At 44.8% G+C, this 26783-nt stretch carries 27 protein-coding genes, 1 riboswitch and 1 other annotated feature; of the genes, 15 read left to right on the top strand and 12 right to left on the bottom strand.

Annotated features, from left to right (window positions below):
- Positions 1 to 201 precede the first annotated feature (201 nt).
- A complete protein-coding gene (locus FC652_RS02055) occupies positions 202 to 1080 on the bottom strand; it encodes an AEC family transporter (RefSeq protein WP_176297304.1) in 879 nt (292 codons plus the stop codon).
- 311 nt (positions 1081 to 1391) lie between these two features.
- On the opposite strand from FC652_RS02055, the gene FC652_RS02060 reads away from it, so the two are divergent.
- Positions 1392 to 2603: an HD-GYP domain-containing protein gene (locus tag FC652_RS02060; protein WP_176297397.1), complete on the top strand. Its 1212-nt coding sequence runs from the start codon at positions 1392 to 1394 to the stop codon at positions 2601 to 2603.
- 166 nt (positions 2604 to 2769) lie between these two features.
- On the opposite strand, the gene FC652_RS02065 is transcribed toward FC652_RS02060, so the two are convergent.
- Positions 2770 to 3177 carry an H-NS family nucleoid-associated regulatory protein gene (locus FC652_RS02065; protein WP_176297305.1) on the bottom strand — a complete coding sequence of 136 codons (408 nt, stop codon included), beginning with the start codon at positions 3175 to 3177 and terminating at the stop codon, positions 2770 to 2772.
- A 488-nt stretch (positions 3178 to 3665) separates the two neighbouring features.
- Positions 3666 to 3845: riboswitch (Lysine riboswitch) on the top strand.
- A 108-nt stretch (positions 3846 to 3953) separates the two neighbouring features.
- Between FC652_RS02065 and tet(35) the strand changes: the two genes are divergently transcribed.
- The 9 genes from tet(35) to hisIE all read left to right on the top strand — a co-directional run bounded on the left by tet(35) (position 3954) and on the right by hisIE (position 13086).
- Positions 3954 to 5555: a tetracycline efflux Na+/H+ antiporter family transporter Tet(35) gene (gene tet(35) / locus FC652_RS02070; RefSeq protein WP_039448992.1), complete on the top strand. Its 1602-nt coding sequence runs from the start codon at positions 3954 to 3956 to the stop codon at positions 5553 to 5555.
- A gap of 180 nt (positions 5556 to 5735) precedes the next feature.
- Positions 5736 to 5872, top strand: a sequence feature (His leader region).
- Between the two features lie 43 nt (positions 5873 to 5915).
- Complete coding sequence (hisG, locus tag FC652_RS02075; RefSeq protein ID WP_011080740.1) at positions 5916 to 6812, top strand: ATP phosphoribosyltransferase; 897 nt, start codon at positions 5916 to 5918, stop codon at positions 6810 to 6812.
- A gap of 5 nt (positions 6813 to 6817) precedes the next feature.
- Positions 6818 to 8113 (top strand): histidinol dehydrogenase, encoded by a 1296-nt coding sequence (gene hisD / locus FC652_RS02080; RefSeq protein ID WP_176297306.1) that lies wholly within the window; start codon positions 6818 to 6820, stop codon positions 8111 to 8113.
- 11 nt (positions 8114 to 8124) lie between these two features.
- A complete protein-coding gene (gene hisC / locus FC652_RS02085; RefSeq protein WP_176297307.1) occupies positions 8125 to 9165 on the top strand; it encodes a histidinol-phosphate transaminase in 1041 nt (346 codons plus the stop codon).
- 69 nt (positions 9166 to 9234) lie between these two features.
- The gene (gene hisB, locus FC652_RS02090) at positions 9235 to 10308 is read left to right on the top strand and encodes a bifunctional histidinol-phosphatase/imidazoleglycerol-phosphate dehydratase HisB (protein WP_176297308.1); all 1074 of its coding nucleotides are present in this window, start codon (positions 9235 to 9237) and stop codon (positions 10306 to 10308) included.
- A 26-nt stretch (positions 10309 to 10334) separates the two neighbouring features.
- Positions 10335 to 10949 carry an imidazole glycerol phosphate synthase subunit HisH gene (gene hisH, locus FC652_RS02095; protein ID WP_060531986.1) on the top strand — a complete coding sequence of 205 codons (615 nt, stop codon included), beginning with the start codon at positions 10335 to 10337 and terminating at the stop codon, positions 10947 to 10949.
- A gap of 12 nt (positions 10950 to 10961) precedes the next feature.
- Positions 10962 to 11699, top strand: a complete 738-nt coding sequence (hisA, locus tag FC652_RS02100) for a 1-(5-phosphoribosyl)-5-[(5-phosphoribosylamino)methylideneamino]imidazole-4-carboxamide isomerase (protein WP_176297309.1) — start codon at positions 10962 to 10964, stop codon at positions 11697 to 11699.
- On the top strand, positions 11681 to 12454 hold the full coding sequence (hisF, locus tag FC652_RS02105) for an imidazole glycerol phosphate synthase subunit HisF (RefSeq protein WP_060531982.1): 774 nt from the start codon (positions 11681 to 11683) through the stop codon (positions 12452 to 12454). Before hisA ends, hisF begins: the two co-directional genes overlap by 19 nt.
- The gene (gene hisIE, locus FC652_RS02110) at positions 12451 to 13086 is read left to right on the top strand and encodes a bifunctional phosphoribosyl-AMP cyclohydrolase/phosphoribosyl-ATP diphosphatase HisIE (RefSeq protein ID WP_038964470.1); all 636 of its coding nucleotides are present in this window, start codon (positions 12451 to 12453) and stop codon (positions 13084 to 13086) included. The genes hisF and hisIE overlap by 4 nt, the downstream gene beginning before the upstream one ends.
- A gap of 267 nt (positions 13087 to 13353) precedes the next feature.
- Here the strand turns inward: hisIE and FC652_RS02115 are convergent, their stop codons facing one another.
- The 4 genes from FC652_RS02115 to FC652_RS02130 form a co-directional block, all read right to left on the bottom strand.
- Positions 13354 to 13857: a YchJ family protein gene (locus tag FC652_RS02115; protein ID WP_176297310.1), complete on the bottom strand. Its 504-nt coding sequence runs from the start codon at positions 13855 to 13857 to the stop codon at positions 13354 to 13356.
- Positions 13858 to 13932: 75 nt separating this feature from the next.
- On the bottom strand, positions 13933 to 15147 hold the full coding sequence (locus tag FC652_RS02120; protein ID WP_176297311.1) for an EAL and HDOD domain-containing protein: 1215 nt from the start codon (positions 15145 to 15147) through the stop codon (positions 13933 to 13935).
- A 107-nt stretch (positions 15148 to 15254) separates the two neighbouring features.
- A complete protein-coding gene (gene lpxH, locus FC652_RS02125; protein WP_176297398.1) occupies positions 15255 to 15986 on the bottom strand; it encodes a UDP-2,3-diacylglucosamine diphosphatase in 732 nt (243 codons plus the stop codon).
- A gap of 61 nt (positions 15987 to 16047) precedes the next feature.
- A complete protein-coding gene (locus tag FC652_RS02130) occupies positions 16048 to 16542 on the bottom strand; it encodes a peptidylprolyl isomerase (protein ID WP_176297312.1) in 495 nt (164 codons plus the stop codon).
- Positions 16543 to 16747: 205 nt separating this feature from the next.
- Here FC652_RS02130 and cysS point away from each other — a divergent pair, with 205 nt between their 5' ends.
- Together cysS and FC652_RS02140 are read left to right on the top strand one after the other, a co-directional pair.
- Positions 16748 to 18130 carry a cysteine--tRNA ligase gene (gene cysS / locus FC652_RS02135; protein WP_176297313.1) on the top strand — a complete coding sequence of 461 codons (1383 nt, stop codon included), beginning with the start codon at positions 16748 to 16750 and terminating at the stop codon, positions 18128 to 18130.
- Between the two features lie 80 nt (positions 18131 to 18210).
- On the top strand, positions 18211 to 18789 hold the full coding sequence (locus FC652_RS02140) for a thymidine kinase (protein ID WP_011150030.1): 579 nt from the start codon (positions 18211 to 18213) through the stop codon (positions 18787 to 18789).
- Between the two features lie 97 nt (positions 18790 to 18886).
- Here FC652_RS02140 and FC652_RS02145 read toward each other — a convergent pair whose 3' ends face one another.
- Genes FC652_RS02145 through FC652_RS02155 form a run of 3 tightly spaced genes read right to left on the bottom strand, consistent with a single transcriptional unit; the run spans position 18887 to position 21230 of the window.
- Positions 18887 to 19525, bottom strand: a complete 639-nt coding sequence (locus tag FC652_RS02145; RefSeq protein ID WP_176297314.1) for a YdcF family protein — start codon at positions 19523 to 19525, stop codon at positions 18887 to 18889.
- The gene (locus FC652_RS02150; RefSeq protein ID WP_176297315.1) at positions 19522 to 20352 is read right to left on the bottom strand and encodes an SDR family oxidoreductase; all 831 of its coding nucleotides are present in this window, start codon (positions 20350 to 20352) and stop codon (positions 19522 to 19524) included. The genes FC652_RS02145 and FC652_RS02150 overlap by 4 nt, the downstream gene beginning before the upstream one ends.
- A 2-nt stretch (positions 20353 to 20354) precedes the next feature.
- The gene (locus FC652_RS02155; protein WP_045620164.1) at positions 20355 to 21230 is read right to left on the bottom strand and encodes a LysR family transcriptional regulator; all 876 of its coding nucleotides are present in this window, start codon (positions 21228 to 21230) and stop codon (positions 20355 to 20357) included.
- A gap of 89 nt (positions 21231 to 21319) precedes the next feature.
- Here FC652_RS02155 and FC652_RS02160 point away from each other — a divergent pair, with 89 nt between their 5' ends.
- On the top strand, positions 21320 to 21745 hold the full coding sequence (locus tag FC652_RS02160) for a PACE efflux transporter (protein WP_130192819.1): 426 nt from the start codon (positions 21320 to 21322) through the stop codon (positions 21743 to 21745).
- Positions 21746 to 21883: 138 nt separating this feature from the next.
- On the opposite strand, the gene FC652_RS02165 is transcribed toward FC652_RS02160, so the two are convergent.
- Positions 21884 to 22117, bottom strand: a complete 234-nt coding sequence (locus FC652_RS02165; protein WP_176297316.1) for a TIGR02647 family protein — start codon at positions 22115 to 22117, stop codon at positions 21884 to 21886.
- Between the two features lie 359 nt (positions 22118 to 22476).
- Here FC652_RS02165 and FC652_RS02170 point away from each other — a divergent pair, with 359 nt between their 5' ends.
- On the top strand, positions 22477 to 23862 hold the full coding sequence (locus FC652_RS02170) for a DNA repair protein (protein WP_176297317.1): 1386 nt from the start codon (positions 22477 to 22479) through the stop codon (positions 23860 to 23862).
- A gap of 287 nt (positions 23863 to 24149) precedes the next feature.
- Positions 24150 to 24992, top strand: a complete 843-nt coding sequence (gene focA, locus FC652_RS02175) for a formate transporter FocA (RefSeq protein WP_176297318.1) — start codon at positions 24150 to 24152, stop codon at positions 24990 to 24992.
- A 73-nt stretch (positions 24993 to 25065) separates the two neighbouring features.
- Here the strand turns inward: focA and FC652_RS20520 are convergent, their stop codons facing one another.
- Together FC652_RS20520 and FC652_RS02180 are read right to left on the bottom strand one after the other, a co-directional pair.
- Entirely contained in the window at positions 25066 to 25197 is a 132-nt protein-coding gene (locus FC652_RS20520; protein WP_255199118.1) for a hypothetical protein, read from the bottom strand.
- A 213-nt stretch (positions 25198 to 25410) separates the two neighbouring features.
- A complete protein-coding gene (locus tag FC652_RS02180; protein WP_255199119.1) occupies positions 25411 to 26205 on the bottom strand; it encodes an ABC transporter permease in 795 nt (264 codons plus the stop codon).
- Between the last annotated feature and the right edge of the window lie 578 nt (positions 26206 to 26783).

Genomic DNA, 26783 nt, shown 5'->3' on the forward strand with positions numbered 1-26783 from the left:
ATCGAGTGCCCTAAGTCTCATGATGCTAATGTCATTTAGGGCCGCGCCTAAGAAGAGAAAACGGGGAGCGGAAGGCTAACATTCCCCAAGAAGCGCGATGTTGGCGCAGGTCGTAAAAACCGGAAAAAGCGCCATCCTCCTAACCGCGCCAATATGCTTATACCTATTTGTTCAAGGAACGCTTTGTTCTGGTACGAATGTTTAGTTCAGACTTAGGGCACACCAAAGTAAGAGTGGTAGCGTTAACACGCTAAAGAAGTTGCCAAATAGCACCATCGAGGCCACTTTTTCTGGCTCAATATGAAAACGTTCAGCAAAAAGATAATTCATTACCGCTGCTGGCAGCATGGTGAACAGCACCATCATTTTCATTTGTAGCGGAGGAAGAGGAATAAAGAAATAAATCACAGCAAATGCTATCAATCCTGTTGCGATGGATTGGAGCGTTGAATAGAGTCCAATGCTGAGGCCGGACCATTTCAAATGGGTCATTTGCGCCCCTAGGGAGAGGAGCATAACAGGCACTGCGGCCTGACCTAGCAAAGAGGTGGCTTCAATCAGCGGTGACCAAACGGCAACATGGTTGAGATTGAAAACCACAGCCAAAGACGCGGCAATAAACACAGGCATTTTGACCATTTGTAACAGTGATCCGCCTCGGCTCAACAACGCGATGCCTAAGCTAATGTGAATGCAAGACGACATGACAAAAAGCAGCACGGCGCTTGATTGTGCGGCGTCACCAAATGCGTAGGCAAAGAGAGGAATGGCAAGATTGCCACTGTTGCGAAACATATGCGGTGGTGCCCAAGTCTTAAAAGAAAGCCCAGTCAGTTTGCAAACGGGCATCATCAGTAGACCCGGCAGTAACACGGCCACAAGCGATGCCCAAATCAAAGGAAGCTGCTGGGTGTCTAGCGGCATGGTAGCGAGAGATGAAAACACCAAAGCAGGGAGGAAAACGTCGATATTGATCCGATTAATTGGCTTAAAGTCGGGTTTTAAATAATGCCCAACCAAAAAGCCGACGCCAGCCAACGCAAAAACAGGGAATAAAATGTTAACGACTTTGATGAGCATATGGACGTTCCAGATAGGGTGGACTGTTTTTACGCTATCAGGTGGTGTGTTTTTCGTCACCTAAACTGGTTGAAAAACATGAGCTCACCACTATGATATTGTCTTTGTTGCTTATTAAACTCGTCGATTATTGCCACTTCAAAGTGTTGTAAATTAGAGTTTGCAAATATATTTTAAATTTGTATTCTCTGGGCAAATGAAACGCTTGTAAACAAATGTAAATTATTCGATGTTCTCAGCAGGTCGTATGAGTAAGACTGCCATATACTTGAGTTAGTCGAGAATAGTTTGTGTTGGAAAATGTCTTGAATATGCAGTATGACCCTGAAAAATCGATAAAAGTAGATATTTCAAACTTAACGATTGGCATGTTTGTCACCGCTATTGAAAATAGTGAACGGGTTAATTTGGCTAACGCTGGGCGTGTTCAGTCAGAAAAAGCCATTACCCGCTTATTTGAAAGTGGGGTGAAGTTTGTGTGGGTAGACGCAGGCTTATCGGCTAAAAATTGTGTGATTAAACCAGCGCCAAAGGTTGATAACACTGAGTGGCAAGCCGTGACAGAATCCCATTCACCAACGCCACGTAAGCAGCCAAAGAGTCGCGCCTCTAACCAAAAGAAAGCTAAAAAACTTATCGCAGAAGCTAAAGGCCTAGCTCAGAAGCTCCTTAATCAAACTTTTGAAGGCAAAGTGATTCTGGTTGATGAGATTGAGGACTGGGCTGAGGATATGATAGAAGCTGCCTTGGTGGATTCAGATGCCTTGCAGTGTGTTTCTGCCTTACGCCAAAAGGACACCTATTTGCTTGAACATTCGGTGAATGTCGCTTGTTTGTTAGTGACTTTCGGCAAGCATTTGGGCTTAGAGCGCGAAACGCTCAAACAGATGGCGATAGGTGGGATCATTCACGATATCGGCAAGATCAAAGTAAATGATGAAGTGTTGCATAAACCAGCGCGATTAACGCCTGAAGAGTTTGAACACATGAAGCTCCATCAGGTGTTTGCCGAAGAGATCATTGTGCATGTTGAAGGGCTAAGCGATGTGAGCCGTGACGTCTGTTTAATGCACCATGAAAAGCTTGATGGAAATGGTTACCCCAAAGGGCTAAAAGGGGATGAAATACCACTCCATGGTCGTATGAGTTGTATCGTTGATATCTATGATGCGCTCACGGCAGACCGATGCTACAAGCAAGGCATGAGCTCTGCCGAAGCCTTTAAAATCATACTCGGCTTAACCCCATTTCACTTAGATCCTGATCTGGTTTACAAATTCATTAACTGCATTGGCGTGTATCCAGTTGGTTCTATTGTCGAATTGAACGATGGTCGAGTGGGAATCGTCTGGACCTCTAACCCGACTCAACCATTGAAGCCGGAAGTGAAGTGTTTCTACTCGCGTAAATACAAACGTTTTGTCGATGTGGCAATGGTAGATTTAAAACACAACGCGCTAAAGATTGAAAAAGCGGTGGCACCTGCATGCTTAGATGTCGATGCTAGGCCGTTTTATGATTAGGTTAGAAGGCTGGTGTGAATTTCTATGGTTACCGGAATAGACAATCAACGCTTGTGAGCTAATGTTCATGTTTATCGGTAGGGGAAATTAAATTGCATCAATAAAAAAGACCACCAGCACTGAGTGTTAGTGGTCTTTTTGAATTTTATCTCTATCTCAAAATCAATTAGATTTCGAAGTCTTCTAGAGATTTACCCGCATCTAATTGAGCTTGGATTGCAGAAGGTGTACGACCTTGGCCAGTCCAAGTTTTCTCTTCGCCATTTGTGTCAACATATTTGTATTTTGCTGGGCGAGGAGCTCGTTTACCTTTGTTCTTTGTTTTAGTCTCACCAGCAAGTGCGCTGATAAGTGCTTCAAGATCAATTCCGTCTTTAGCAATTTGTTCTGCAATCGCAGCTAGTTTAGCTTCTTGCTCGGCTTTTGCTGCACGCTCTTCCGCTTCTGCTTCTTGACGTTCTGCTACAACGGTCGTCAATTTATCTAGAGCTTCTTCTAGTTGTTCCAGAGTCAGTTCACGGGAAAAAGCACGCAGGCTGCGAATGTTTAACAGAGTTTTAGTGAGTTCAGACATAACCTTTCCTATATATTTGTTAAGTCAATTGTCTAATTTATACCGAGAATTAGATTGCACAAGCTTAATTAATTCTTAGATTACTAATATTAACGTTATGTACGATATAAGCAATAATTAAAATGAAAAAATAGCAATAATGTTTATAAAAAGGTAGTTTCGTTACGTCTTGCGTTTGTTCAGGTTAAACTTCCCGCAATCAAGTAAGCTAAGATAAAGACTGATCTTATATATAAAACTTAAATAAACTATTTTGTATGTGTGCTCGTTGAATTCATGTCTGGTTATCAGGCCTGTTATTGTATTTCCACTAGAAAATGGTTGGAGTAAATACATAGAAAACTGGTCTCATAAAGGTGGCGTCAAATTTCGTTGTAAGAAGATAGATCTGTTGCAAATAGGTTCACTCTGAGTACAATAGACGATACCTGATGCGATAACTTAGATTATTTGTTGTTTTTTTGGACAGTAATTGGTTAAGAGTTTGTTATCGCCGTAGAGGCGCAATGGTAAAGAGTAGCTATTATTGGGGTGATGCCAATGAATAATAGTGAAAGGTGTCCATTGCCGAAGTGAGTTGCATATCAAAGCTTCTTGCTGGGGTTGCATCCGAAAGGAACAACACTGCCATAGTATTTAACTTATAACTATGGAGCGCTACTGTAGGTTGGGTGAAGTGTCCACTTCCCTGTCGCTTAGTTCAACATAAGTATCGAAATAAGTTCGTATACTTTGTCTGCAGTAGATCTCTAGCCAAACTTTGGTTTTTGAAGATCATGAATTTAATAGATTTTGCTACATCTCCCATTTCACTTTTGCCGCCGATAGTGGCACTGACGCTAGCCATTTTAACGCGTAAAGTGCTTGTATCGCTCGGTGTCGGTATTCTTCTAGGTGCAGTGTTACTGAATGATTATTCGGTAGGCTCTGCGGCAGCTTATATTACAGATAAAGTTTCAGCTGTTTTTATTGAAGATGGTGGCATCAATACTTGGAATATGAGTATTGTTGGTTTCTTGTTGTTATTGGGTATGACCACCGCTCTACTGACTCTTTCTGGAGGCACTCGAGCTTTTGCTGAATGGGCACAGACTCGAGTGAAAAGTAAGCGAGGTTCGAAATTACTAGCAGCGTTTTTAGGCGTATTCATTTTTGTAGACGACTATTTCAATAGCCTAGCTGTAGGTGCGATTTCTCGCCCAGTAACGGACCGCTTTTATGTTTCACGCGCCAAACTTGCTTATATTCTAGACTCAACAGCAGCACCAATGTGTGTGGTGATGCCTGCATCGAGTTGGGGTGCGTACATCATGACCATTATCGGCGGTATTTTGGTGTCACATGGCATCACTGAATATTCCGCATTAGGCGCATATCTACGTTTAGTACCGATGAACTTCTACGCGATTTTCGCCTTGTTAATGGTGTTTGCGGTCGCTTGGTTTGGTTTAGACATTGGTAAAATGCGTGAACATGAAATTGCTGCCTCACAAGGCCGTGGCTTTGACAATGACGCTGATACTGACCTAAAAGAAGCGCATGAAATTGACGAAGAGCTTGATATCCGTGAAAGCGATAAAGGTAAAGTAACCGATCTTGTTATGCCGATCATTGCTTTGATTATTGCAACGGTCGCTTCAATGCTCTATACCGGTGGCCAAGCACTTGCGGCCGATGGTAAAGCGTTCGACTTGCTTGGTGCATTCGAAAATACCAACGTAGGTACATCGCTGATTTATGGTGGTCTGGTTGGTTTGGCTGTGGCCTTGTTCACCGTGTTCAAACAAGGTCTTCCAGTTGCAGAAATTGCTCGTACTTTATGGATCGGTGCTAAATCGATGTTTGGTGCAATCCTTATTCTGATTTTCGCCTGGACTATCGGTTCGGTTATTGGCGACATGAAAACAGGTAGCTACTTGTCTTCTATGGCACAAGGCAATATTAACCCTCATTGGTTACCCGTAATTTTATTCTTGCTTTCAGGTTTGATGGCGTTTTCTACCGGAACATCGTGGGGCACGTTTGGGATTATGCTACCTATCGCGGGTGATATGGCGGGTGCGACAGATATCGCTCTTATGCTTCCTATGCTAAGTGCAGTATTAGCGGGTTCTGTTTTTGGTGATCACTGTTCACCGATTTCTGATACGACGATTCTTTCTTCAACGGGCGCACGTTGTCATCATATTGACCACGTAGCGACTCAGTTGCCTTATGCACTTGCAGTGGCATTGGTTTCTTGTATTGGTTTCGTGGTATTGGGTATGACCGCTTCCGTTATGTTCTCACTGGCGGCTGCAACCATGGCATTCATCATCGTTTGTGCAATCCTCTCTTGGTTGTCAAAAGCAAAGATTGAGTCTTGCCAACAAGCGTAACCTATTTATTTATATGAACTTTGAAAGGGTAGCTTCGGCTGCCCTTTTTATTTGTCTTATACAAATTGATATTTTTTAAAATAAAGTGTTGCAAAATAAGAGAAGCTTAGTTAGTGTGGATATCAACGAAGCAATCAAGCTAAGAGCCTATATAAGTATGCGTAATTTTGTAATGAACATTCATCACCATCATCACCCAGTCTAGTCTTTCGGGAGATGTACGCATACCCGGGAGATAGGAAACTCCCGGAGGTGAAAATCATCAAATTCAGATTTTAAACCCTCGGGAGACCAACATCTCTCGAGGGTTTTTTAGTTTTCACTTTCATCATTTTCAAATTGAAGCACAGGGACAATGTCATGCAAACACAACGCTTAAGAATTGCAATTCAGAAAAAAGGCCGACTGAGTGAAGAGTGCCAAGGGCTCTTAAAAAAGTGTGGCGTTAAATTCAATATTATGGGTGAGCGTTTAGTCGTTCACTCAGAAAATATGCCAATTGATCTGTTATTAGTTCGTGATGATGACATCCCAGGGCTGATCATGGATGGCGTTGTTGACCTTGGTTTTATCGGTGAAAACGTGTTGGAAGAAGTGCGTCTAGAGCGCAAAGCCACTGGTGATGCTTGTCAATTTGAAACCTTGAGTCGTCTAGATTTTGGTGGATGTCGTTTGTCCATCGCGATTGATAAAGATGAAAAATACAATGGCCCACAAGATCTTGCTGGGAAACGTATTGCGACGACTTACCCACAACTGCTCAAAGCGTATATGGATCGACAAGGTGTGCCTTTCTCAACCTGTATGCTGACAGGCTCAGTTGAAGTGGCGCCTCGTGCTGGTTTAGCGGATGCAATCGCTGATTTGGTTTCAACAGGCGCAACACTTGAAGCCAATGGCCTAAAAGAGGCTGAGGTTATTTTCCAATCGAAAGCAACACTTATTCAACGTTCAGGTGAGTTTGCCCAAGACAAGCAAGCGCTTATCGAGAAGCTGTTAACGCGTATGCAAGGCGTTCAGCAAGCCAAAGAATCCAAATACATCATGCTACATGCTCCAGTTGATAAGCTAGAACAGATCAAAGCACTGTTGCCAGGGGCGGAAGATCCAACCGTGTTACCACTGTCTGCAGAGAAACAACGAGTGGCCGTCCATTTGGTGAGTACAGAAAACCTATTCTGGGAAACGATGGAACAGCTCAAAGAACTTGGCGCGAGCTCTATTCTTGTTCTACCAATTGAAAAAATGATGGAGTAAGGCTCATGAGAACGGTTGTTTGGCAATCTCTTAGTGAGACGCAACAAGACGCTATTTTGGAACGTCCAGCGATAACAGAAGGTGCGAATATTACCGCTGCAGTAGCAGAAGTGATTGCGAAAGTCAGAGCAGAAGGCGATGCGGCGCTGTTCGAACTGACGGAAAAGTTTGATCGCGTTAAACCAGAATCGATTCGAGTGACTGAACAAGAAATCGAGGAGGCTTCTGCTCGCTTAACTGCAAAAATGAAGCAAGCGCTTGAGCAGGCTTACGCCAATATCGCGAAGTTCCACAATGCCCAGAAACCGACGCCAATTAAAGTCGAAACACAACCGGGTGTGGTGTGTGAACAAGTCACTCGCCCGATACAAAAAGTGGGTTTATACATTCCTGGTGGCAGTGCACCGCTGCCTTCAACGGTATTGATGTTGGGTGTTCCTGCGCAAATCGCGGGTTGCCGTAAAGTAGTGTTATGTTCACCACCACCGATTGCCGATGAAATTCTCTATGTGGCAAAGCTTTGTAATATAGATGAAGTTTACAATGTTGGTGGTGGGCAAGCGGTAGCGGCGATGGCCTATGGGACAGAAAGTGTCACTAAGGTGGATAAAATATTTGGTCCTGGCAACGCGTATGTCACAGAAGCAAAACGCCAAGTGAGCAATGACTTTCGTGGTGCCGCCATTGATATGCCCGCTGGGCCATCAGAAGTGTTGGTGATTGCTGATGAAAATGCAGATGCCGATTTTATCGCCGCCGATTTACTTAGCCAAGCCGAGCACGGACCAGACTCGCAAGTGGTTTTAGTGACGCCATCTGTCTTGATTGCAGATCAAGTAACGGATGCTGTACAGAAACAGTTGAAGCAGTTATCACGCGCCTCTATTGCTGAAAAAGCACTGGCGTCGAGCTTGATTATTATTGCTGACTCCTTAACCCAAGCGGTTTCTATTTCAAATTATTACGGCCCCGAGCACTTAATTGTTCAAACCAAAACTCCTCGAGAGTTGTTGCCATTGCTGGATAACGCGGGTTCCATTTTCTTAGGTGATTGGTCGCCTGAATCGGCGGGCGATTATGCGTCAGGAACCAACCACGTATTGCCGACGTATGGGTACACCCGTACGTATTCAAGTTTAGGTTTGGCTGACTTTTCAAAACGCATGACGATTCAAGAACTATCGGCTGAAGGTTTAAAAACACTGGCACCGACGGTTGTGACAATGGCAGAAGCAGAAGGGTTGGATGCACACAAACGTGCGGTGACCATTCGCGTCGAAAAGCTGAACGCACGTAGATAAGGAGAGAGAAAATGGAAAAACTTGCTCGAAAAAGTGTACAGAAACTGACTCCTTACCTTTCGGCGCGCCGCATCGGTGGAACCGGTGATGTTTGGTTGAATGCCAATGAATCGCCATTTGACAATGAATACCGCACAAACTTTGCGCGCTTGAACCGTTACAGTGATTGTCAGCCGAAAGCATTGATTGCAGCCTACGCTGCCTATGCAGGTGTTAAACCTGAACAAACTCTCACATCGCGTGGCGCGGATGAGGGTATCGAACTGCTGATTCGCGCTTTCTGCGAACCAAATGAAGATGCCATTCTTTACTGTCCTCCTACGTATGGCATGTATTCTGTGAGCGCTGAAACCATTGGCGTTGAGCGTAAAACCGTACCGCTAACAGAGGATTGGCAATTAGACCTTGCAGGTATTGAAGCCAATTTGGACAAGGTTAAATTGGTGTTTGTTTGTTCACCAAACAATCCAACAGGCAATTTAGTGAAGCGAGAAGACATCATCGCCTTGCTAGAGATGACAAAAGACAGAGCCATCGTTGTGATGGATGAAGCGTATATCGATTTTTGTCCAGAGGCCTCAACCGTCGATTTACTTGCGCAGTACTCAAACCTTGCGATTTTGCGTACTTTGTCGAAAGCCTTTGCATTAGCTGGCTTGCGTTGCGGATTCACACTTGCGAATGAAGAGCTGATTAATGTCCTTCTCAAAGTTATCGCGCCCTATCCGGTACCAGTGCCTGTTGCGGAAATTGCGACACAAGCATTGTCAGAAGCCGGCTTGGCTCGTGCCAAGTTCCAAGTGCTCGACCTCAATGCAAACCGTGCCTATTTGCAAGTGGGATTATCAATGATCGCAGGTCTCGAAGTGTTTGAAGGGTGGGGCAATTATCTGCTGGTGAAATTCCCTAATGGTGACGAGCTATTTAAGGCGGCTTGGGAGTACGGCATTATCTTACGAAACTCGCCAATCGAAGATTGCGTAAGAATCAGTGTTGGCAGCCGAGACGAGTGTGAAAAAACCCTCAGTTTCATCAGAAACTACTACTCATAAGTAGAAAAAGAATGAATCGCTCTCGCTAAACAGCGAGAGTGCCAAAAGAATAGCAATAAGGAAGTTCGAGTGAGCAAACAACAAAAAATCCTTTTTATCGACCGTGACGGCACTTTGATCGTGGAACCACCAGTCGATTTTCAAGTAGACCGTCTCGACAAATTGAAACTGGAACCGTTTGTGATTCCAAGCCTGTTGTCGTTGCAGGAAGCGGGATACCGTCTAGTGATGGTCACCAACCAAGACGGCCTTGGAACAGACAGCTATCCGCAAGAAGATTTTGATGCGCCACACAATATGATGATGGAGATTTTCGAATCTCAAGGGGTGAAATTTGATGATGTACTGATCTGCCCTCATTTTGAAAAAGACAATTGCTCTTGTCGCAAACCGAAATTGGGCTTGGTAAAAGAGTACCTTCAAGCGGGTAAAGTGGATTTCCAGAACTCGTTCGTGATTGGCGATCGTCAAACCGATCTTCAACTTGCAGAGAACATGGCCATTCGTGGCATTCAATACAACCCAGAAACCATGGGTTGGAAACGGATCCTGAAAGATCTGACGGTGAAAGCGCGTGTTGCTGAAGTCATTCGTACTACGAAAGAAACCGACATCAAAGTTGCAGTTAACCTTGATGAACAAGGCGGCAATGACATCTCTACAGGTCTTGGTTTCTTCGACCACATGTTGGATCAAATCGCGACGCACGGTGGATTCCAGATGGTGTGCAAAGTAGAAGGTGACCTGCACATCGATGATCACCACACGGTAGAAGATACCGCTCTTGCTTTGGGTCAGGCGTTGAAAGAAGCACTGGGTGACAAACGTGGTATTGGTCGCTTTGGCTTCAGCCTGCCAATGGATGAGTGCTTGGCACAATGTGCACTGGACCTATCTGGTCGTCCTTACCTTAAGTTCGACGCGCAATTCAGCCGTGAGCAAGTGGGTGACCTTTCAACAGAGATGGTGGTTCACTTCTTCCGCTCTCTGACTGACACCCTAGCGTGTACGCTGCACCTTTCTTCTGCGGGCAACAATGATCACCACATCATTGAGAGCCTATTTAAAGCGTTTGGTCGTACTCTGCGCCAAGCAATCAAAGTAGAAGGCACTGAGCTACCAAGTAGTAAAGGCGTGCTTTAAGGCTCACGTTAGCAAGGAGAAAAACAGTGACAGAACAGAAAGTTGTCATTATCGATACTGGCTGTGCCAACGTCTCTTCGGTGAAGTTTGCCATTGAACGCCTAGGCTATGACGTAACGATTTCAAAAGATCCACAAGTGGTATTGGCAGCTGACAAGCTATTTCTACCGGGCGTGGGAACCGCCAGTGAAGCGATGAAGAACCTAGAAGAGCGCGATCTGATCAGCTTGGTAAAACAGGTAGAAAAGCCGCTGCTCGGTATCTGTTTAGGCATGCAACTGTTGGGCAAAGTATCTCAAGAGAAAGGGCAGAAAGCCAACGAGTTAGTTGAGTGTCTTGGACTTTGTGACGGTGAAGTGAAACTGCTACAAACTGGCGACTTACCGCTGCCGCATATGGGCTGGAACACGGTGTCTGCAAAAGCAGGTAACCCACTGTTCAAAGGTATTGAAGAAGGTGAGTACTTCTACTTCGTGCACAGCTTTGCAATGCCAGTTGGGGACTACACCATTGCTGAATGTGAATACGGCAACTCGTTCACAGCGGCAGTACAAAGTGGCAACTACTACGGTGTGCAGTTCCATCCTGAGCGTTCTTCAAAAGCGGGCGCGAAGCTTATTCAAAACTTCTTAGAATTATAAAAGGGATTTAGTGTGATTATTCCAGCTCTTGATTTAATTGAAGGACAGGTGGTTCGCCTTTATCAAGGTGATTACGGCCAAGTAACCGAATACAAAGTCGACCCAGCAGAGCAGTTTAATTTGTACCACCAAGCAGGTGCCAACTGGCTGCACTTAGTGGATTTAACTGGTGCGAAAGACACAACAGCGCGTCAACTTGATTTGATTGCAAAGTTATTAGCAAGTACGCCAGCGAACATCCAAATCGGTGGTGGTGTGCGTACAGAGCAAGACGTGATTGATCTGTTAGAAGCCGGTGCTCAACGTGTCGTTGTTGGTTCGACCGCAGTAAAACAGCCAGAGCTTGTGAAAGGTTGGATGGAAAAATATGGCGCGGAGAAAATCGTTCTCGCGCTAGACATCAACATCGACCAAGACGGCACACGTAAAGTGGCGATTTCTGGCTGGCAGGAAGATTCAGGCGTAACCATTGAAGCGCTGATCAACGATTACCTAACGGTAGGTCTACAGCACGTGCTGTGTACGGACATTTCTCGTGACGGTACGCTAGAAGGCTCAAACGTCGAGCTTTATGTCGACCTATGTAAGCAGTACCCACAAGTGCAGTTCCAATCTTCAGGCGGCATCGGCTCATTAGCGGATATCGAAGCACTAAAAGGCAGCGGTGTGGCGGGTGTGATTGTTGGTCGTGCACTGTTAGATGGCAAGTTCACAGCAGAGGAGGCATTTGTATGCTGGCAAAGCGAATAATTCCATGTCTTGATGTTCGTGATGGACAAGTGGTGAAGGGCGTTCAGTTTCGTAACCATGAAATCATTGGTGATATCGTTCCTCTTGCGAAACGCTATGCGGAAGAAGGCGCTGACGAGCTTGTATTCTACGATATTACCGCTTCAAGTGATGGTCGTGTTGTCGATAAAAGTTGGGTCGCTCGCGTTGCAGAAGTGATTGATATTCCGTTCTGTGTCGCTGGTGGCATTAAGTCAGCAGAAGACGCAGCGCGCATTCTTGAATTTGGCGCAGACAAGGTGTCTATAAACTCACCTGCATTGGCAAACCCGCAGTTGATTACTGACCTTGCCGATAAGTTTGGTGTGCAATGTATCGTCGTTGGTATTGATTCATACTACGATAAAGAGACCGGTAAGTATCAGGTTTACCAGTTTACTGGTGACGAAGAACGCACCAAAGCGACCCAATGGGAAACACGTGATTGGGTGCAAGAAGTTCAAAAACGTGGCGCTGGTGAAATTGTATTGAACATGATGAACCAAGACGGCGTACGTAACGGCTACGACATCGAACAACTGAATATGGTACGCGAAGTGTGTAAGGTGCCATTGATTGCCTCTGGTGGTGCCGGTGCCATGGAGCACTTCGCGGAAGCCTACCAAAAAGCCAATGTGGATGGTGCGCTGGCTGCATCGGTGTTCCACAAACAAGTCATCAATATTGGTGATTTAAAGCAGTATTTAAAGCAACAAGGCATTGAGGTACGACTATGAGTTTTAAAACCGCCGAAGTCAGCTCGCTCGCTGAGCGAATCAACTGGGAAAAGGTGGACGGTCTGGTACCTGCCATCGTACAAGATTTCCAATCGAGCCAAGTGCTGATGATGGGTTACATGAACCAAGAAGCCTTGGTGAAAACGGGGGAAACAGGCCAAGTAACGTTTTTCTCTCGTACCAAAGAACGCCTTTGGACCAAAGGTGAAACGTCAGGTAACGTGCTGCAATTGGTGAACATGTCGTTGGATTGTGATAACGACACACTGCTAGTGAAAGTCAATCCAATTGGGCCAACGTGTCATACGGGCACGACCACTTGCTGGGATGGTGATCCACAGGAAGAATCACAAATGGTGTGGCTTCATCAACTTGAGCAGCTACTGGCTGCCCGCAAGAGTGCCGATCCAGATTCCTCTTATACTGCCAGTCTGTATGCTCGTGGTACCAAGCGTATTTCGCAGAAAGTGGGCGAAGAAGGCGTTGAAGTCGCGCTTGCGGCGACGTCGGGCGATAAGGCGGAGTTAGTGTGTGAATCGGCAGACTTGATTTACCATCTAATGGTATTGCTGCAAGACCAAGGCCTATCGATGAATGATGTGATCAATAAGCTTAAAGAGCGTCATAAGTAAGATAGAGACAAGGTCAAGGTTGATAGGGACTAGGGCCCTAGTAGAGAGTGCGCAGGGACTCTGCGCACTTCGTTTTTTAGAAAGAGTTATGGAATTCAGGGCGCTTTACTTACGGAAAGGAAAGATTTAAGGTTTTTTAGAACCTAGAACCTAGAACCTAGAACCTAGAACCTAGAACCTAGAACCTAGAACCTAGAACCTAGAACCTAGAACCTAGAACCTAGAACCTAGAACCTAGAACCTAGAACCTAGTTTTTCCCTTGGCTCTTACCCACAACATTTCTTAAATTTCTTACCGCTTCCACAGATACACGGATCGTTGCGGCCCACTTTCAAACTACTGACAGATTGATTTAACCGCGGATCTTGCTCTGGCTCTTCTTCCGGAAAGGTGCCATCAATGTAATACCAAAGCCCGTCTTCTTTCACAAAGCGTGAGCGTTCGGTCATACAGTAGCGTTTGCCGTCTTCATCAAAGTAAGCGTTGAACTCAACAAAGCCTTCATTTTCGTTGCCGCCTGCTTCTGCTTTGACCACTTCAAGCTTGCACCAATCATTCTCAATGGATTCCGCGATGCCTTCGCGCTGTTCTTCGGCATGGCAGCTTGGGTGGTAGGTATTCACCACGTAATCGACCAAGCCCAATACGTGGGCACTGTAACGAGAACGCATCAGTTGTTCCGGTGTGATCACATCGGCGTGGTGCTTATGGGCAATTTCACAACACAAAGCATAGGTACGGTTTGATCCGCAAGGGCAAGAAGCAGCCATAAATTGAAATCTCAGCAAATAAAGCGATAAAACAAACAACCCCACTGTTGTGGGGTTGTTTGTCATTATAACGAGTTACGGTGTCTGCGACAGCAATTCTTGTGTCCAAGCCGTCGCCTCACTGTACGCCTTGCAGATTTGCTCTTCAGAAATCCCTAACAGTCGTTGGTAATCGTTAGCTTTCTCCCAGTCAGCTTGTTCGTAGGCGATAACCATCGAAAGAATCGAACCGAGGTGTCCGTCTCTTTGGCTTAATGCGAGTTTGATTTCTTCATCGACAGGAATATCAATGATGATATCGGCCAACGGTTGATCGAGTAGAGAATCCAAAAGTGAAAACAACCCAGTGAGAAACGCTTGCCCAGGATCATATTTGGTAGAAGTGTAACCGAGAGTCAGTTCACAAGCTCGAGCTCTTTGAACGGCTAACGAATAAAGAGAATCGGGTTTATCTTCATGAACTGACGCTACAGCGACCAGTGAAATAAAGCGTCTTAGCTTCTCTTCCCCCATGTAGATCAATGCTTGGCGGAATGATTTAATTTTGGAAGTTAGCGTGTACCCAGAGTTTACATAGGTCATCAACTTGTAGGATAACGTGACATCAATGGAAAACAAGCGCTCAACTTCATTGAAATCGATTGGCTCGTCGGCAATCTCTTTGCACAGTTGCACGACCGTTAAAAAAGAAGGGTTAATTCTTCTCTTTTGAATCATTTCGGGGCGACTAAAGAAGTACCCTTGAAAGTAATCAAATCCAGCTTTGATCGCCTGCTCAAATTCTTGGTAAGTTTCCACCTTTTCCGCTAAGAACTTGATTTTTAGTTTTTTTAGTGACTGAATGAACAGAGCCGCTTTTTCAATCGGAACGATGCGAATATCAAACTTAATGATATGAATATAGGGCAAAAACCGTTTCCAAGCGCGATTTGGGACAAAGTCGTCTAATGCAATACGATAGCCTGCCTTATGAAGTTTGATGATCGCTTCGTAGAGCTCATCGGTAGGCTCACAATCTTCCAAAATCTCTATGACCAGGCTCTCTTTAGGAAAAAGAATGGGTACTAAATTTATCAAGCTTTGATAAGGAAAATTAACAAACCCGAGCTTGTTACCCAAAGTGCTGTAATGAGTCGAAAGAAAGTGATCTGAAAGTAAACGGCTCGTGGCGAGTTCGGGCTCTACTTCTGGAAAGGTGTTTTTGGGGCCATCGCGAAACAGCAATTCATAACCAATGGTTTTTTTGTTTTGATCAAGAATGGGTTGTCTGGCAACGTAGGAATACTTCAATTTGCTGGACTCTGTTCTGTTAACGTGCTTTAGATTTGATGATAGCGACTTTTTCTAAAATATCTATATCGAATGTGGCGGATTGCTAGTGATGTTGTATTAATAATTTACTCACTAAAAAAAGAACGCTGTTCTAACGAAAAATGATCACTAGTTACTTTTAAAACAGAACCTTGTGAATACCAATCGCCTAAAACGATGCGAGTTTTTTCGCCATCTTCGTTGCGAATTTGATGAATGTTGGGGCGATGAGTGTGTCCATGTATCATCAAGTTGACGCAAAACTGAGACATTACTCGTTCAACTTCTATTGGATTGACATCCATGATCTCGAGAGTTTTGTGCTGCTTGTCATCACGAACACCGGACTGTACTTTGGCAACGATGCGCTTTTTTACAAACCAAGGAATGCGTTTGAAAATCCACTGCAGCCAGGGCTTATGTACGGTCTTGCGAAACTCTTGGTATTTGTGATCATCGATACAGAGTGTGTCGCCATGAAGAATGACGGTTTTTTGCCCGTAGAGTTCGATGGTGCAGACGTCGTCTAGCAGAGTCATCCCTGTTTCTTGGCAAAATCGTTCGCCTAATAAAAAGTCACGATTGCCTTGAATGAAAAAAACTGGAACACCTTTCGCCGTGAGGGCTTTAAACTCGCTGCGAATCTCTTGGGCAAATGGGGTGCTGTCCTCATCGCCAATCCAAAACTCAAAAAGATCGCCTAGCACGTAGAGAGCGTCTGCATATATGGCTTCATCGCGCATAAATCGTACAAAACAATTCGTAATATCAGGGCGAGAAGGTGTTAGGTGTAAATCTGAAATAAAAAGTGTCGTCATAGAAACAAGGGGAGGCACTGCCTCCCCATACCTATTTTAATTAGGATAACGAGTATCAATATTACTCTTCAATAGTCGCGCCAGTAATGACAACGTCTTCAAGTGGTACGTCTTGATGCATACCGTAAGAACCTGTGCTAACACCTTTGATTTTGTTAACCACTTCCATGCCTTCAACAACTTCACCAAACACACAGTAACCCCAGCCATCACGGCTCTCGCTACGGAAGTCAAGGAATGTGTTGTTGTTCACGTTGATGAAAAACTGTGAGCTAGCAGAGTGTGGATCCATAGTACGAGCCATCGCGATAGAACCGACTTTGTTGCTTAGGCCGTTGTTCGCTTCGTTTTTGATTGGCGCGCGAGTTGGTTTCTCACGCAGGCCAGACTCCATACCACCGCCTTGGATCATAAAACCATCGATAACACGGTGGAAAACGGTGTTGTCGTAAAAGCCATCGCGGCAGTATTGAAGAAAGTTTGCGCTCGTTTCTGGTGCTTTTTCTGCATTTAGCTCAATCTTGATGTCACCAAAATTTGTGTGAAGGGTGATCATGCTGTTTTCCTTTGTGCTGTTTTGTTTAAAGTCAGAATTCTAGCCTAAGTTCAGGCTCATGCAAAACGAAGGACTAAGCAAATTACGCTTTTGTGTTGGAAGTTTAGTCGATTATCGTTTTTCAGCGGAATTGTTATTACCTAAAAACATTGTAGTTGGTATACTGCCGTTTCATTTTAGTTCAATCAATATACAGATAGAGATCATGTTGAAGATATATAACACACTGACAAGACAGAAAGAGGAATTCAAACCAATCACAGCCGGTAAAGTCGGTATGTATGTCTGTGGAGTTACCATTTACGATCTCTGTCACATCGGTCATGGCCGTACATTTGTCTCTTTTGACGTCGTATCTCGTTACTTGCGTTATTTAGGCTACGACCTGACGTTTGTGCGCAACATTACCGATATCGATGACAAAATCATCAAACGTGCCGCGGAAAATGGTGAAAGCTGTGAATCACTGACTGAACGTTTGATCGGTGAAATGCACGCTGACTTCGATGCGCTAAACATGAAACGCCCAGATGTGGAACCGCGTGCAACGCAATACATTCAAGAAATCATTGAGTTAGTGGAAAGACTGATTGAACGCGGTTTCGCGTATGTCGCCGACAACGGCGACGTGATGTTTGAAGTCAATAAATTTGACGAATACGGCAAGCTTTCTAAGCAAGACCTTGACCAGCTTCAAGCAGGCGCGCGCGTCGATGTAGAAACAGCAAAACGCTGCCCGCTGGATTTCGTGTTGTGGAAAATGTCCAAGCCGGGTGAGCCTACATGGGAATCACCATGGGGACCTGGTCGTCCTGGTTGGCACATCGAATGTTCGGCAATGAACTCGTCCATTCTTGGTAATCATTTTGATATTCACGGTGGCGGCTCTGATCTTCAGTTCCCGCACCACGAAAACGAAATTGCTCAGTCGTGCTGCGCCCATGACACTCAGTATGTGAATACTTGGATGCACAGCGGTATGGTGATGGTCGACAAAGAGAAGATGTCTAAGTCTCTAGGTAACTTCTTCACTATTCGCGATGTGTTAGGTCACTATGATGCGGAAACCGTACGTTACTTCCTAATGTCAGGTCACTACCGCAGTCAGCTTAACTACAGCGAAGAAAATCTCAACCAAGCTCGCGCGTCACTAGAGCGCTTATACACTTCTCTGCGTGGTTTGGATTTCTCGGCTGCGCCAGCAGGTGGTGAAGAGTATGTGTCACGCTTTACCGCAGCAATGAACGACGATTTCAACACGCCGGAAGCCTATTCCGTGTTGTTTGATATGGCGCGTGAGATCAACCGTTTGAAAACGGAAGATCTGGCCAACGCCAGTGCTTTAGGTGCCTTGATGCGTGAGCTTGCGGACGTGATCGGTATTCTTCATCAAGATCCAGACGCGTTTTTGAAAGGTGACGCGGGCAATGATGATGAAGTGGCAGAAATTGAAGCGTTGATCAAACTGCGTAACGATTCTCGTGCGGCGAAAGATTGGGCAAACGCGGATATGGCGCGCGATAAGCTGAACGAGATGGGTATCGTACTTGAAGATGGCCCTGAAGGAACAACGTGGCGTCGCAAGTAATTGCATCTTTTTAAAGGGCTGTTGATTCAGCCCTTTTCTTTATATTTTTACATTTTCCAATTTTACTTAGGTAGTGCTCTGTGGCTCAGATGTATTTCTATTACTCAGCGATGAACGCGGGTAAATCAACGACTCTTCTTCAGTCTTCTTTCAACTATCAAGAGCGTGGTATGACGCCCGTTATTTTTACCGCGGCTTTAGATGATCGCTATGGTATTGGTAAAGTCAGTTCACGAATTGGTTTGCAAGCCGAAGCGCAATTGTTTAAAGCAGACACCAATCTCTATCAAGAGATCGCTGCTCTGAATGAAGTGGAGAAACGCCATTGCATTTTGGTGGATGAGTGCCAATTCTTATCGAAAGAGCAAGTGTATCAGTTAACGGAAGTGGTCGATAAGCTGCACATTCCTGTATTGTGTTACGGACTTCGTACGGATTTTCTTGGTGAGCTGTTTGAAGGCAGCAAATACCTCCTTTCTTGGGCTGATAAATTGGTCGAGCTAAAAACCATTTGTCATTGTGGACGCAAAGCCAATATGGTTATCCGCACCGACGAGCACGGAAATGCAATTAAAGAAGGCGACCAAGTGGCGATTGGCGGGAACGATCGTTACGTGTCAGTCTGTCGTCAACACTACAAAGAAGCGCTGGGTAAATAACGGGTTCTTTGAGTAACCCTACCGACAAGAATGCAATGAAGCCACTCACATCATGTGCAGTGGCTTTTTTTCGTTGGTTACTGCATTAAACACTGCGTTAAATAAGCAGCGAAGTGAGCTTTTCTCGGATATATTGGTAAGCGGTTTCAACGTCATCGGGCAGCGGTTGTTCGGTTTGGAAGCCTTTTGCTGGATAACGTTTAATGCGCTCAAAGTCCTCGAGAAGCGCTTCAAGCACCAACATTAGAGGCATCTCTTCATTGATGTAATCAAAGAAGGCCTCTCCGGTGGAGCTCACCAACAGGTGTGAGTAAGGCCCCTGCCATTGTTTCTCGAACGTCGCGAGGGCGCGTCTTTCCATAAAGGGTTTTTGGACCAAAATAAACGACTCAAACGCCAATCCCTTTTCGAGCAAAAGTTGCTCGGAAAAACAGACATTTTCGCCACTATTAGAGGATTTTGTTTCGAGTAAGATGACTTCCGCAGGCACGCCTGATGCTTTGGCGAGCTCGGCAAAAATCTCTGCTTCGCTTTTTTCAAATAGCCCTTCAGTGAAACGTCCCTCACCACCAGAAAAAAGGATATAGGGCGCGTACCCTTGTTTGTACAAATTCGCAGCATGTTCAGCCACTCGAAGATCGTTACTGCACATCACGAGCAAGCAATCGACGGGGGTTAAGCGATGCTGCAATTGCATGTATTGCCAGAGCAGTTCAATTTGACGGAAAAGTTTCATAAAGCATCCAGCGTTGATTGATATTGAAATTGAAAACCAGATTGCAGCAACTTATCCACCACAATACGTTTGTCTTCAACGGCGACAACGGGTGGGAAATCAATGTCGAATTGTGCAGATTCAAGCGCCGCTTGATAGAAGGTCGCTTTATCGACCGTCGTTGGCGTTGAGACGTTGAGCACTTGCTGGTCGACAGCACTAAGCGCAAACAAAAGTGCATTGATTGCATCGTCAAGATGAAGCATGTTAGCGGGCGCACGGCTGCTAATTTGTTTTAGATGAGGGACGAAGCGGGCAGGGTGGCGATTAGGCCCAAAGAGTCCGCTCAACCGTAAGATGGTAAAGTTTTTGCCTGAATCTAGCAGTGATTGCTCTGCTTGCAACATCACGCGTGCTTTGTCACTGAATAAGTCGCTCTCGCTGTTTGCCTTAGCGAGTGTTGCGTCGTCTTCCCTCATCTCGACGGATTGATTTGGGTAAACCGTCGTCGAGCTGACCATAATGACTTTTTGTACTGCGCTATCTTTGATGCCGTCGACGATCTTTTGCCACTGATTGGCATATTCTTCACCGCTACCTTTTCGAAAACCGGGAGGGAAACTGCCAACAACAATATCGATGGCATTGTTGTCCACGAGCTCTCGCACCTTCTTTGCGGCATCATCATTGGCGAGATCGAGTACGGCTTTGCTTTCTTGCGCCAAAGGAACTTCACGAAGGCTGTCTGTAGAGCGTCGAGTGACAATCACCTGATGTTTTAACGCGGACAATTGTTGAGCAAAAGGTAAACCCAGCCAACCGGCTCCAATGACCAATATCTTTTTCATCGCTATTTCCCAAATAAGTTACGCAGCAATCTACGCGTTTCTAAATGCACTGGATCAGAGTGCCATTTCTGATGTTGTATCACATCGATATTGGCTTGCCAGCCAAATTGCAACTGAGGATTTTGTATTTTCACCAAGCCGTGTTGTTCTGCGCCAATAAGGTGCTCTGGTAGCAGACACCAGCCGAAGCCAGCTTTTGCCATCTCTAACAGCATAAAATAGTTATCAGCGTACCAAACGTCAGGGCCAAAGGCTTGATTCAGAGAGCTGAACTGAGCGTTCTTAGATCGTATGACCAATTGCCGATGCAGCTTGAGTTGGTCGCTATGCGTTAATGACATCGAAGCCAAAGGATGTTCAGTGGACACGAACACATCAAAAGCAACCGCTCCTAAGCTTGAGAAATCGATGGTCGATGGCAGTACGGTTTCACTCAAAATGATGCCGGTAGTCGCGCGCCCAGATTCCACCAACTCAATAATATCGGGGCTTGAAGCCGTTAAACACTCGATTTGTAGCTCTGGAAATGACGCCTCCAAGGTACGAAAAACGTGTGGCAACGTTAAAAGCGGTACACCTTCGTCGACGGCAAGAATCAGTTGCGACGCGCGCGGTTCAAATAGCGAACTGGCTTTATTAGAGAATCTCTCCAACTGTTCCAGAGTTGCTTTTGCGTAAGGGAGAAGTGCTAAACCTGACGAATTGAGTACAGGGTATCGCCCTGTGCGATCAAAAAGAGCCACCCCGCAATCAAGCTCCATATTCATAATATGTTGGCTGATGACCGATTGCGCTTTACCAAGCGCCCTCGCAGCGGCAGAAAAGGAGCCTTTTTCTGAGGTAGTGACGAATGCTTGTAGTTGCTCAATAGTAAACATATCGCTTTTATAGATGGTATCTAACTTTTGTGTATCTTAATGGTAGATAGAATGTGTGTGATTGAAAAGCATCAGTAAGAGGTTTTGTGATGACACAAGGTGAACGACTTTTTCATGCCGTGGCGTTTGAACTTTTGGCATTGGCGATTATTGTACCAGCGACATCTTTGATGACTGGAAAAGGGGCTTCGGCACTGGCTATTGTAGGGATCGGGCTGAGTATCTTTACCGTCATTTGGAATTACATCTATAACCAATATTTTGATCAATGGTTTGGTGAGAATCGAGCAGAGAGAGGATTAAAAATGCGTCTTTTGCATACGCTCGGATTTGAGGGAGGGCTCATCTTTATTACCATTCCAGTGATCTCTTGGTTCCTCAGCATCTCGATATTACAAGCCTTGCTGCTGGAAGCGGGTTTTTTGCTCTTTTTCCTAGTTTACGCGACGGGGTTTAATTGGTTTTATGACCGCGTTCAACCCTATCAACGGGTGAATGCCTTATTTTCTCGCTAGACAATGCTCTGCGGGGTTCGCAATATTCAACAGTGTGTTGTTAGCACGCTCCGTCACCTAGCTAGAGAAACAAAAAGACTCGCTTTTGAATAAACCAAAAGCGAGTCTTTATTATTCTCAGTCAGTTGCGCTAAAGCATTATGCGCTTAATACTCTCAATGTTTTTTCTGCGTGCTCTGCTACTTCAATACCTTCGTCAGTGAGGTAGCCTCCGTCGATTTGAGTACATAGGCCTTTATCAAATAGACGTTTTACCGCAGCTTGAGTCGATTCCGCCGCATCTTTGTGCACTTTTATCCCTGTTGCTGCGCTGCTCAAATCAAATTGCAGTAATAGGTTCATTTCAGCTAAGTGTTCTTCTGTAAATTTCATACTCATACTCCGACAAATCGTTTTGTTTCAACTTAGTATGCTTACCCAGCAGTTACAATCATAAAGAGTAAGAATTGTTAGCTAGACAATGATTTGCTCTTTTTCTAACCAGATGAATGTGGTTTTTCGATAAGAAACGCTGTTTTATTATTCTCACAATCAATACAAAGTATTAATCTCAAGACATTTGTAATATATTTAGACGTCTATTCAAGATTACAGGGTGTACGAAAACGCCCGTTTACTATCAATTTTTTGCGAGTGCTTCATTTCTTCATGTTTCGCCTGCTGGCTTTAGAAGCATCGAGGGGGAAAAAACACTTGCGCGTCAATGAGCTAGTTTTAGAAGGAAACAAATGATGAACAAATTTAAGATGGCACTGGTTACATCAATGGTGCTTTCGATGGTTGGCTGTCAATCGACTCCTGATGAAAAGGTGAGCGAAGCAACCACCAATGTTGTCGCAGAAAATACAGCCACCCCATTTGCGGGAATCCAAACGTCTTACCAACAGTGGCAAGAAACACTAAAGCAAAGTGCTGAGTTGGCGATCTATGCGCCAGAAAATTTCAAGGACATGAACTCTGCGTGGAAGGAACTGAGTGAAATTTACGCTAAGTTGGAAAAAGAGCCAGAACTTGCTGGTAAAAGTCATTCACTGTTTTCAGGTGAAACTTATGCACAAGCGTATCAAGAGCAACTTAAGCTCGTTGAGCAAAACCATGCTGCCTTGCAGAGCCTGAAGTTGAAAGCAGATGTGATTCTGGCTGACTCGATTGCTCAGATGGACTATCTAAAAGAGATTAATGCGGCGGACCACTACGCCTCCGATTACAACAAGGTGCTACAACAATACAAGAAACTGTTCGCCTATGTTGTGGTTGATGAACTTGATGAAGCGCAAGAAAAACAAGTGGCGTTTTTGAACACGGCGAAACAGCTAGAAGTGAAGGTCATCCATAAAACGCTGATTCTTCCACTGAAGCAAGAACTGACCACGCTAAAGAAAGAAGACTTTAACGAAGTGGCGCCAGTGAGTTTTGCAACGGCAGAAAATGTAGTCAATATCGCCGCCAATATTGCTCAAACGAATCCTCGTGACAAAGCCGCGATTGAGCTGGCTGTTGCAAATGCGAAGTTCGAAATCGAACACGTTAAGCAAGTCACGCATCAGGTGAAGTTGTTGGCTTCTGTTGAAGATGATGCTTTTGAAAACTCAGTTTTAGAAATTGAAAATAAGCTGCTCGCCATCTCTAAAGCAGTTGATGGTTCTGATTACCGTGATGTGATGTTGAGAGAACAAAGCGAGAAGATTCTTGACAGCGTGAAACGCATGCACGAAGCAAACAAAACTACCGATTTGTCTCAGCAGGTGACGGAGCTTAATAGCAAAGTGAAAGTGCTTGAAACCAAGTCGGCGGAGCAGAAAGCAGCATTGGAAAAAGCCAATCAACGTGAGTTGGCGTTAAATGCCCACATTGAACGTGAAGCTGCGCATATCAAGAGCTTGGAAGAGTTGGTCGCGAATCTGAAACTTCAGTTAGCGGCAAAAGATCAGCCTGCGTCTACTGTGGAACAGGCAGAGCCAGTGCAAGAGGGGACAGCATTAGAAGAGCAAGCTCCTCAAGTAGAAGAGGCAGCCCCTAAAGCCGAAGCGATTGAAACTGAAGAAGCAGCAAGCGCCGTTGAGGCGAGTAGCGAAACCGCAGCGCCAGAAACGCAGCCAGAGAATGCAGCAGAATAACCTCAGAGCTTCGCTAACACTAATCCCAAAAATGCCTCAACCATATGAGGCATTTTTGTTTCTATGGTTTGCTAAAATACGTTTGGATATAAGGTGTTGGCGAGCCATTCTTAATGCCAGCACAGAAACTGAAAGCAGAAAATGCGAATAGGTTGTCGCAATCTGGTTTTTTACATCAACTCACTAAAACAACATTTTTTGTAAACATAAAAAATACCCCTTGAAAAACTCTGGAAAAGGAGAGATTATCCGCGCCACTCGAAATTGTTTCCAAATGTTACTTTGCAATGAACTTCAATCAATTTGACTCGCTACTACCACCACAGGCCGCGGAAAGAGCGGCAGAGATCGGTGAAGGGAAAGCGACCAAGGATCCGGTTAAATCATTTTTACTTGCTATTTCGGCAGGTATTCACATTGGTATCGCCTTTGTTTTCTATACCACAGTGACCACTGGCGCAGTGGATCTTCCTTGGGGCATTACGCGCTTAATTGGTGGCTTGGCATTTAGCTTAGGCTTAATCCTTGTTGTTGTGACTGGTGGTGAACTGTTTACGAGTTCAGTGCTGACCTTAGTTGCACGTGCCAGCGGTAAAATCTCTTGGCGTGTTCTGATCAAAAACTGGTTTGTGGTTTATGTCGGTAACTTGGTTGGCGCCATTTTGCTGGTGGTTTGCATGTTGATCACTAAGCAGTACATGTTTGACCATGGACAGGTTGGCCTAAACGCGATGGCGATTTCACAGCATAAGATGCACCACAGCTTTTTCTCTGCTGTAGCTTTAGGCATCATGTGTAATGTGCTGGTTTGTATCGCTGTGTGGATGACGTTTAGCGGTCGTACACTAACGGATAAAATTGCCGTGATGATTCTTCCTGTTGCGATGTTTGTCTCGGCAGGTTTTGAGCACTGTATTGCCAATATGTTCCAAGTGCCGATGGCGATTGGTATCAAAAATTTTGCCCCTGCTGAATTTTGGCAAATGACGGGTGCCAACATTGCCGATTACGCCGACCTGAACATGATGGACTTTCTGCTGAATAACCTATTGCCCGTTACGCTTGGCAATATCATCGGTGGTGGTGTGTTTGTTGGCATGTGGTATTGGTTAATCTACCTGCGCGATTAATCGCTGAGTGACACTATTCACCGCGATTCTTAGATAACTAAAAAGCAGACGTTAAGTCTGCTTTTTTCGCTTTTCATACCATATAGAAATCACTTGAGCTTGATGAGAACTCTGTTGGTTGCGGAGGCAACTCAAAGGGCATATCAATTAGCCACTCTCGACAATCTTGCTGCAGCTCATCGTGGTATTGCGGTGAATAGTCCATATTCTTCCTCTCCGTCGGATGCCTAATAGGTAAGTTACGTCTCAATCATGACGGCCGTGTTACGAACTTCCTGCGTTTTTAAGACACCAACAGATCGGCACCGAACGAGGTTATCCACATTTTCTGTGGATAACCTGTCGTAAAGTTCGTGGGTATCTTATTTCGGCTAAAAATGATTAGAAAAGAGGCGGTTAGAAAAAGAGAGTAAACTGCTCATTTTGTATCCTGAGTGTTTATTTTCACTCGCCCATTTCTATCTAAACAGCGATGTAGCACCAGCTCTAAAGTGATGACAACAGAAAGGGCGAGGGTGACAAAAATCGCGATCATAATGATCAGTTGATATTTAATCGCCACCATCGGACTTGCGCCCCCCAAGATTTGTCCTGTCATCATGCCAGGTAATGTGACCAGCCCTGTCGCCGCCATTGAGGCAAGAATAGGAGCAAAAGATTTTTGCATCGTTTGCCTAACAAACAGAAGTGACGCATAACGTGGCGATGCACCGAGGGCGATCGCAGCTTCGTATTCATTGCTTCGATTGCGATAGCAATCAAACAGATTTTGCAAAGCGACAATATTGCCACTTAAGCTGTTGCCCAGCAGCATACCAGCCAAAGGAATCATATATTGCGTGTGATACCAAGGTGTTGGCACGATGATGCCAACAAGCAACACTGAGAGTATTGGCAACATACCTCCAGCGAGCCCGAATAAGGTAGGAAAGAGTAGCTGACTTTGTGGCAAGTGGGCTTTGCTGACAATAGAAGAAGCGCCAACGGTGAGCATCACCAATAACCAAATTACATTGATGCGCCAGTCATTTAGGGTAAACAGATACTCCAAATAGAAGCCCACTAAAATCAGTTGCAGTGCCATACGGCCAACACTCAGTAGGGCTTCTTTCGCGATCGCCAGCTGATAGAAGTGGCTAATGAATAGCGGGATAACAAGGAGGCTGGAAAACGCCAAGAGTGCCTCCCAAGTGAGATCAATAACCGATTCCATACCCATCTCTTTCCATTGGTCATATCGGGATTGAAACGAATCTGAGGTGATATGGGAAGGCGTCTGATTCGATTTCTTGTCAGAAGTCACACTGCGTAAATCACGAATGGTGAGTCGCAGCGTATGTATTTCTTGAGTTGCTTGTTTGCTTAAATGTTGAACGGTTTTTGCATTAAGAGGGCCACTTTAGACTGCTATTTTGCTCCTTTGGCATTCACATTGTGGTAACAATAAAATCACATAATCATCATGCGGATTGTTTTATTTTTGAGAGAATAAGAATCAGTCCAGCTAAAAAATATCACTTTGCTAGCATTTGTGTTATGTGGTTGTTTTGTTTTTAACAATAATGCAAAGGACTTATTTCTTCACATCTATTCACAAATTTACACATGAAATATCAATCCGACACATCTCTGGATGAGCTCAAAAAAGTGTTGAATAACAAGGGTAGGGCGTCGGGAATTGATTGAACCATACATTGTGTATGGTCTAACATTTTGCATTAGATAGTGTTAAAAGTTTCATCCTGTTGGGGTGAGGCAACTGAAATTACTAAATACAAAATAGGCAAATGT

The sequence above is a fragment of the Vibrio sp. 05-20-BW147 genome, assembly GCF_013369385.1.
Classification (GTDB): domain Bacteria; phylum Pseudomonadota; class Gammaproteobacteria; order Enterobacterales; family Vibrionaceae; genus Vibrio; species Vibrio floridensis.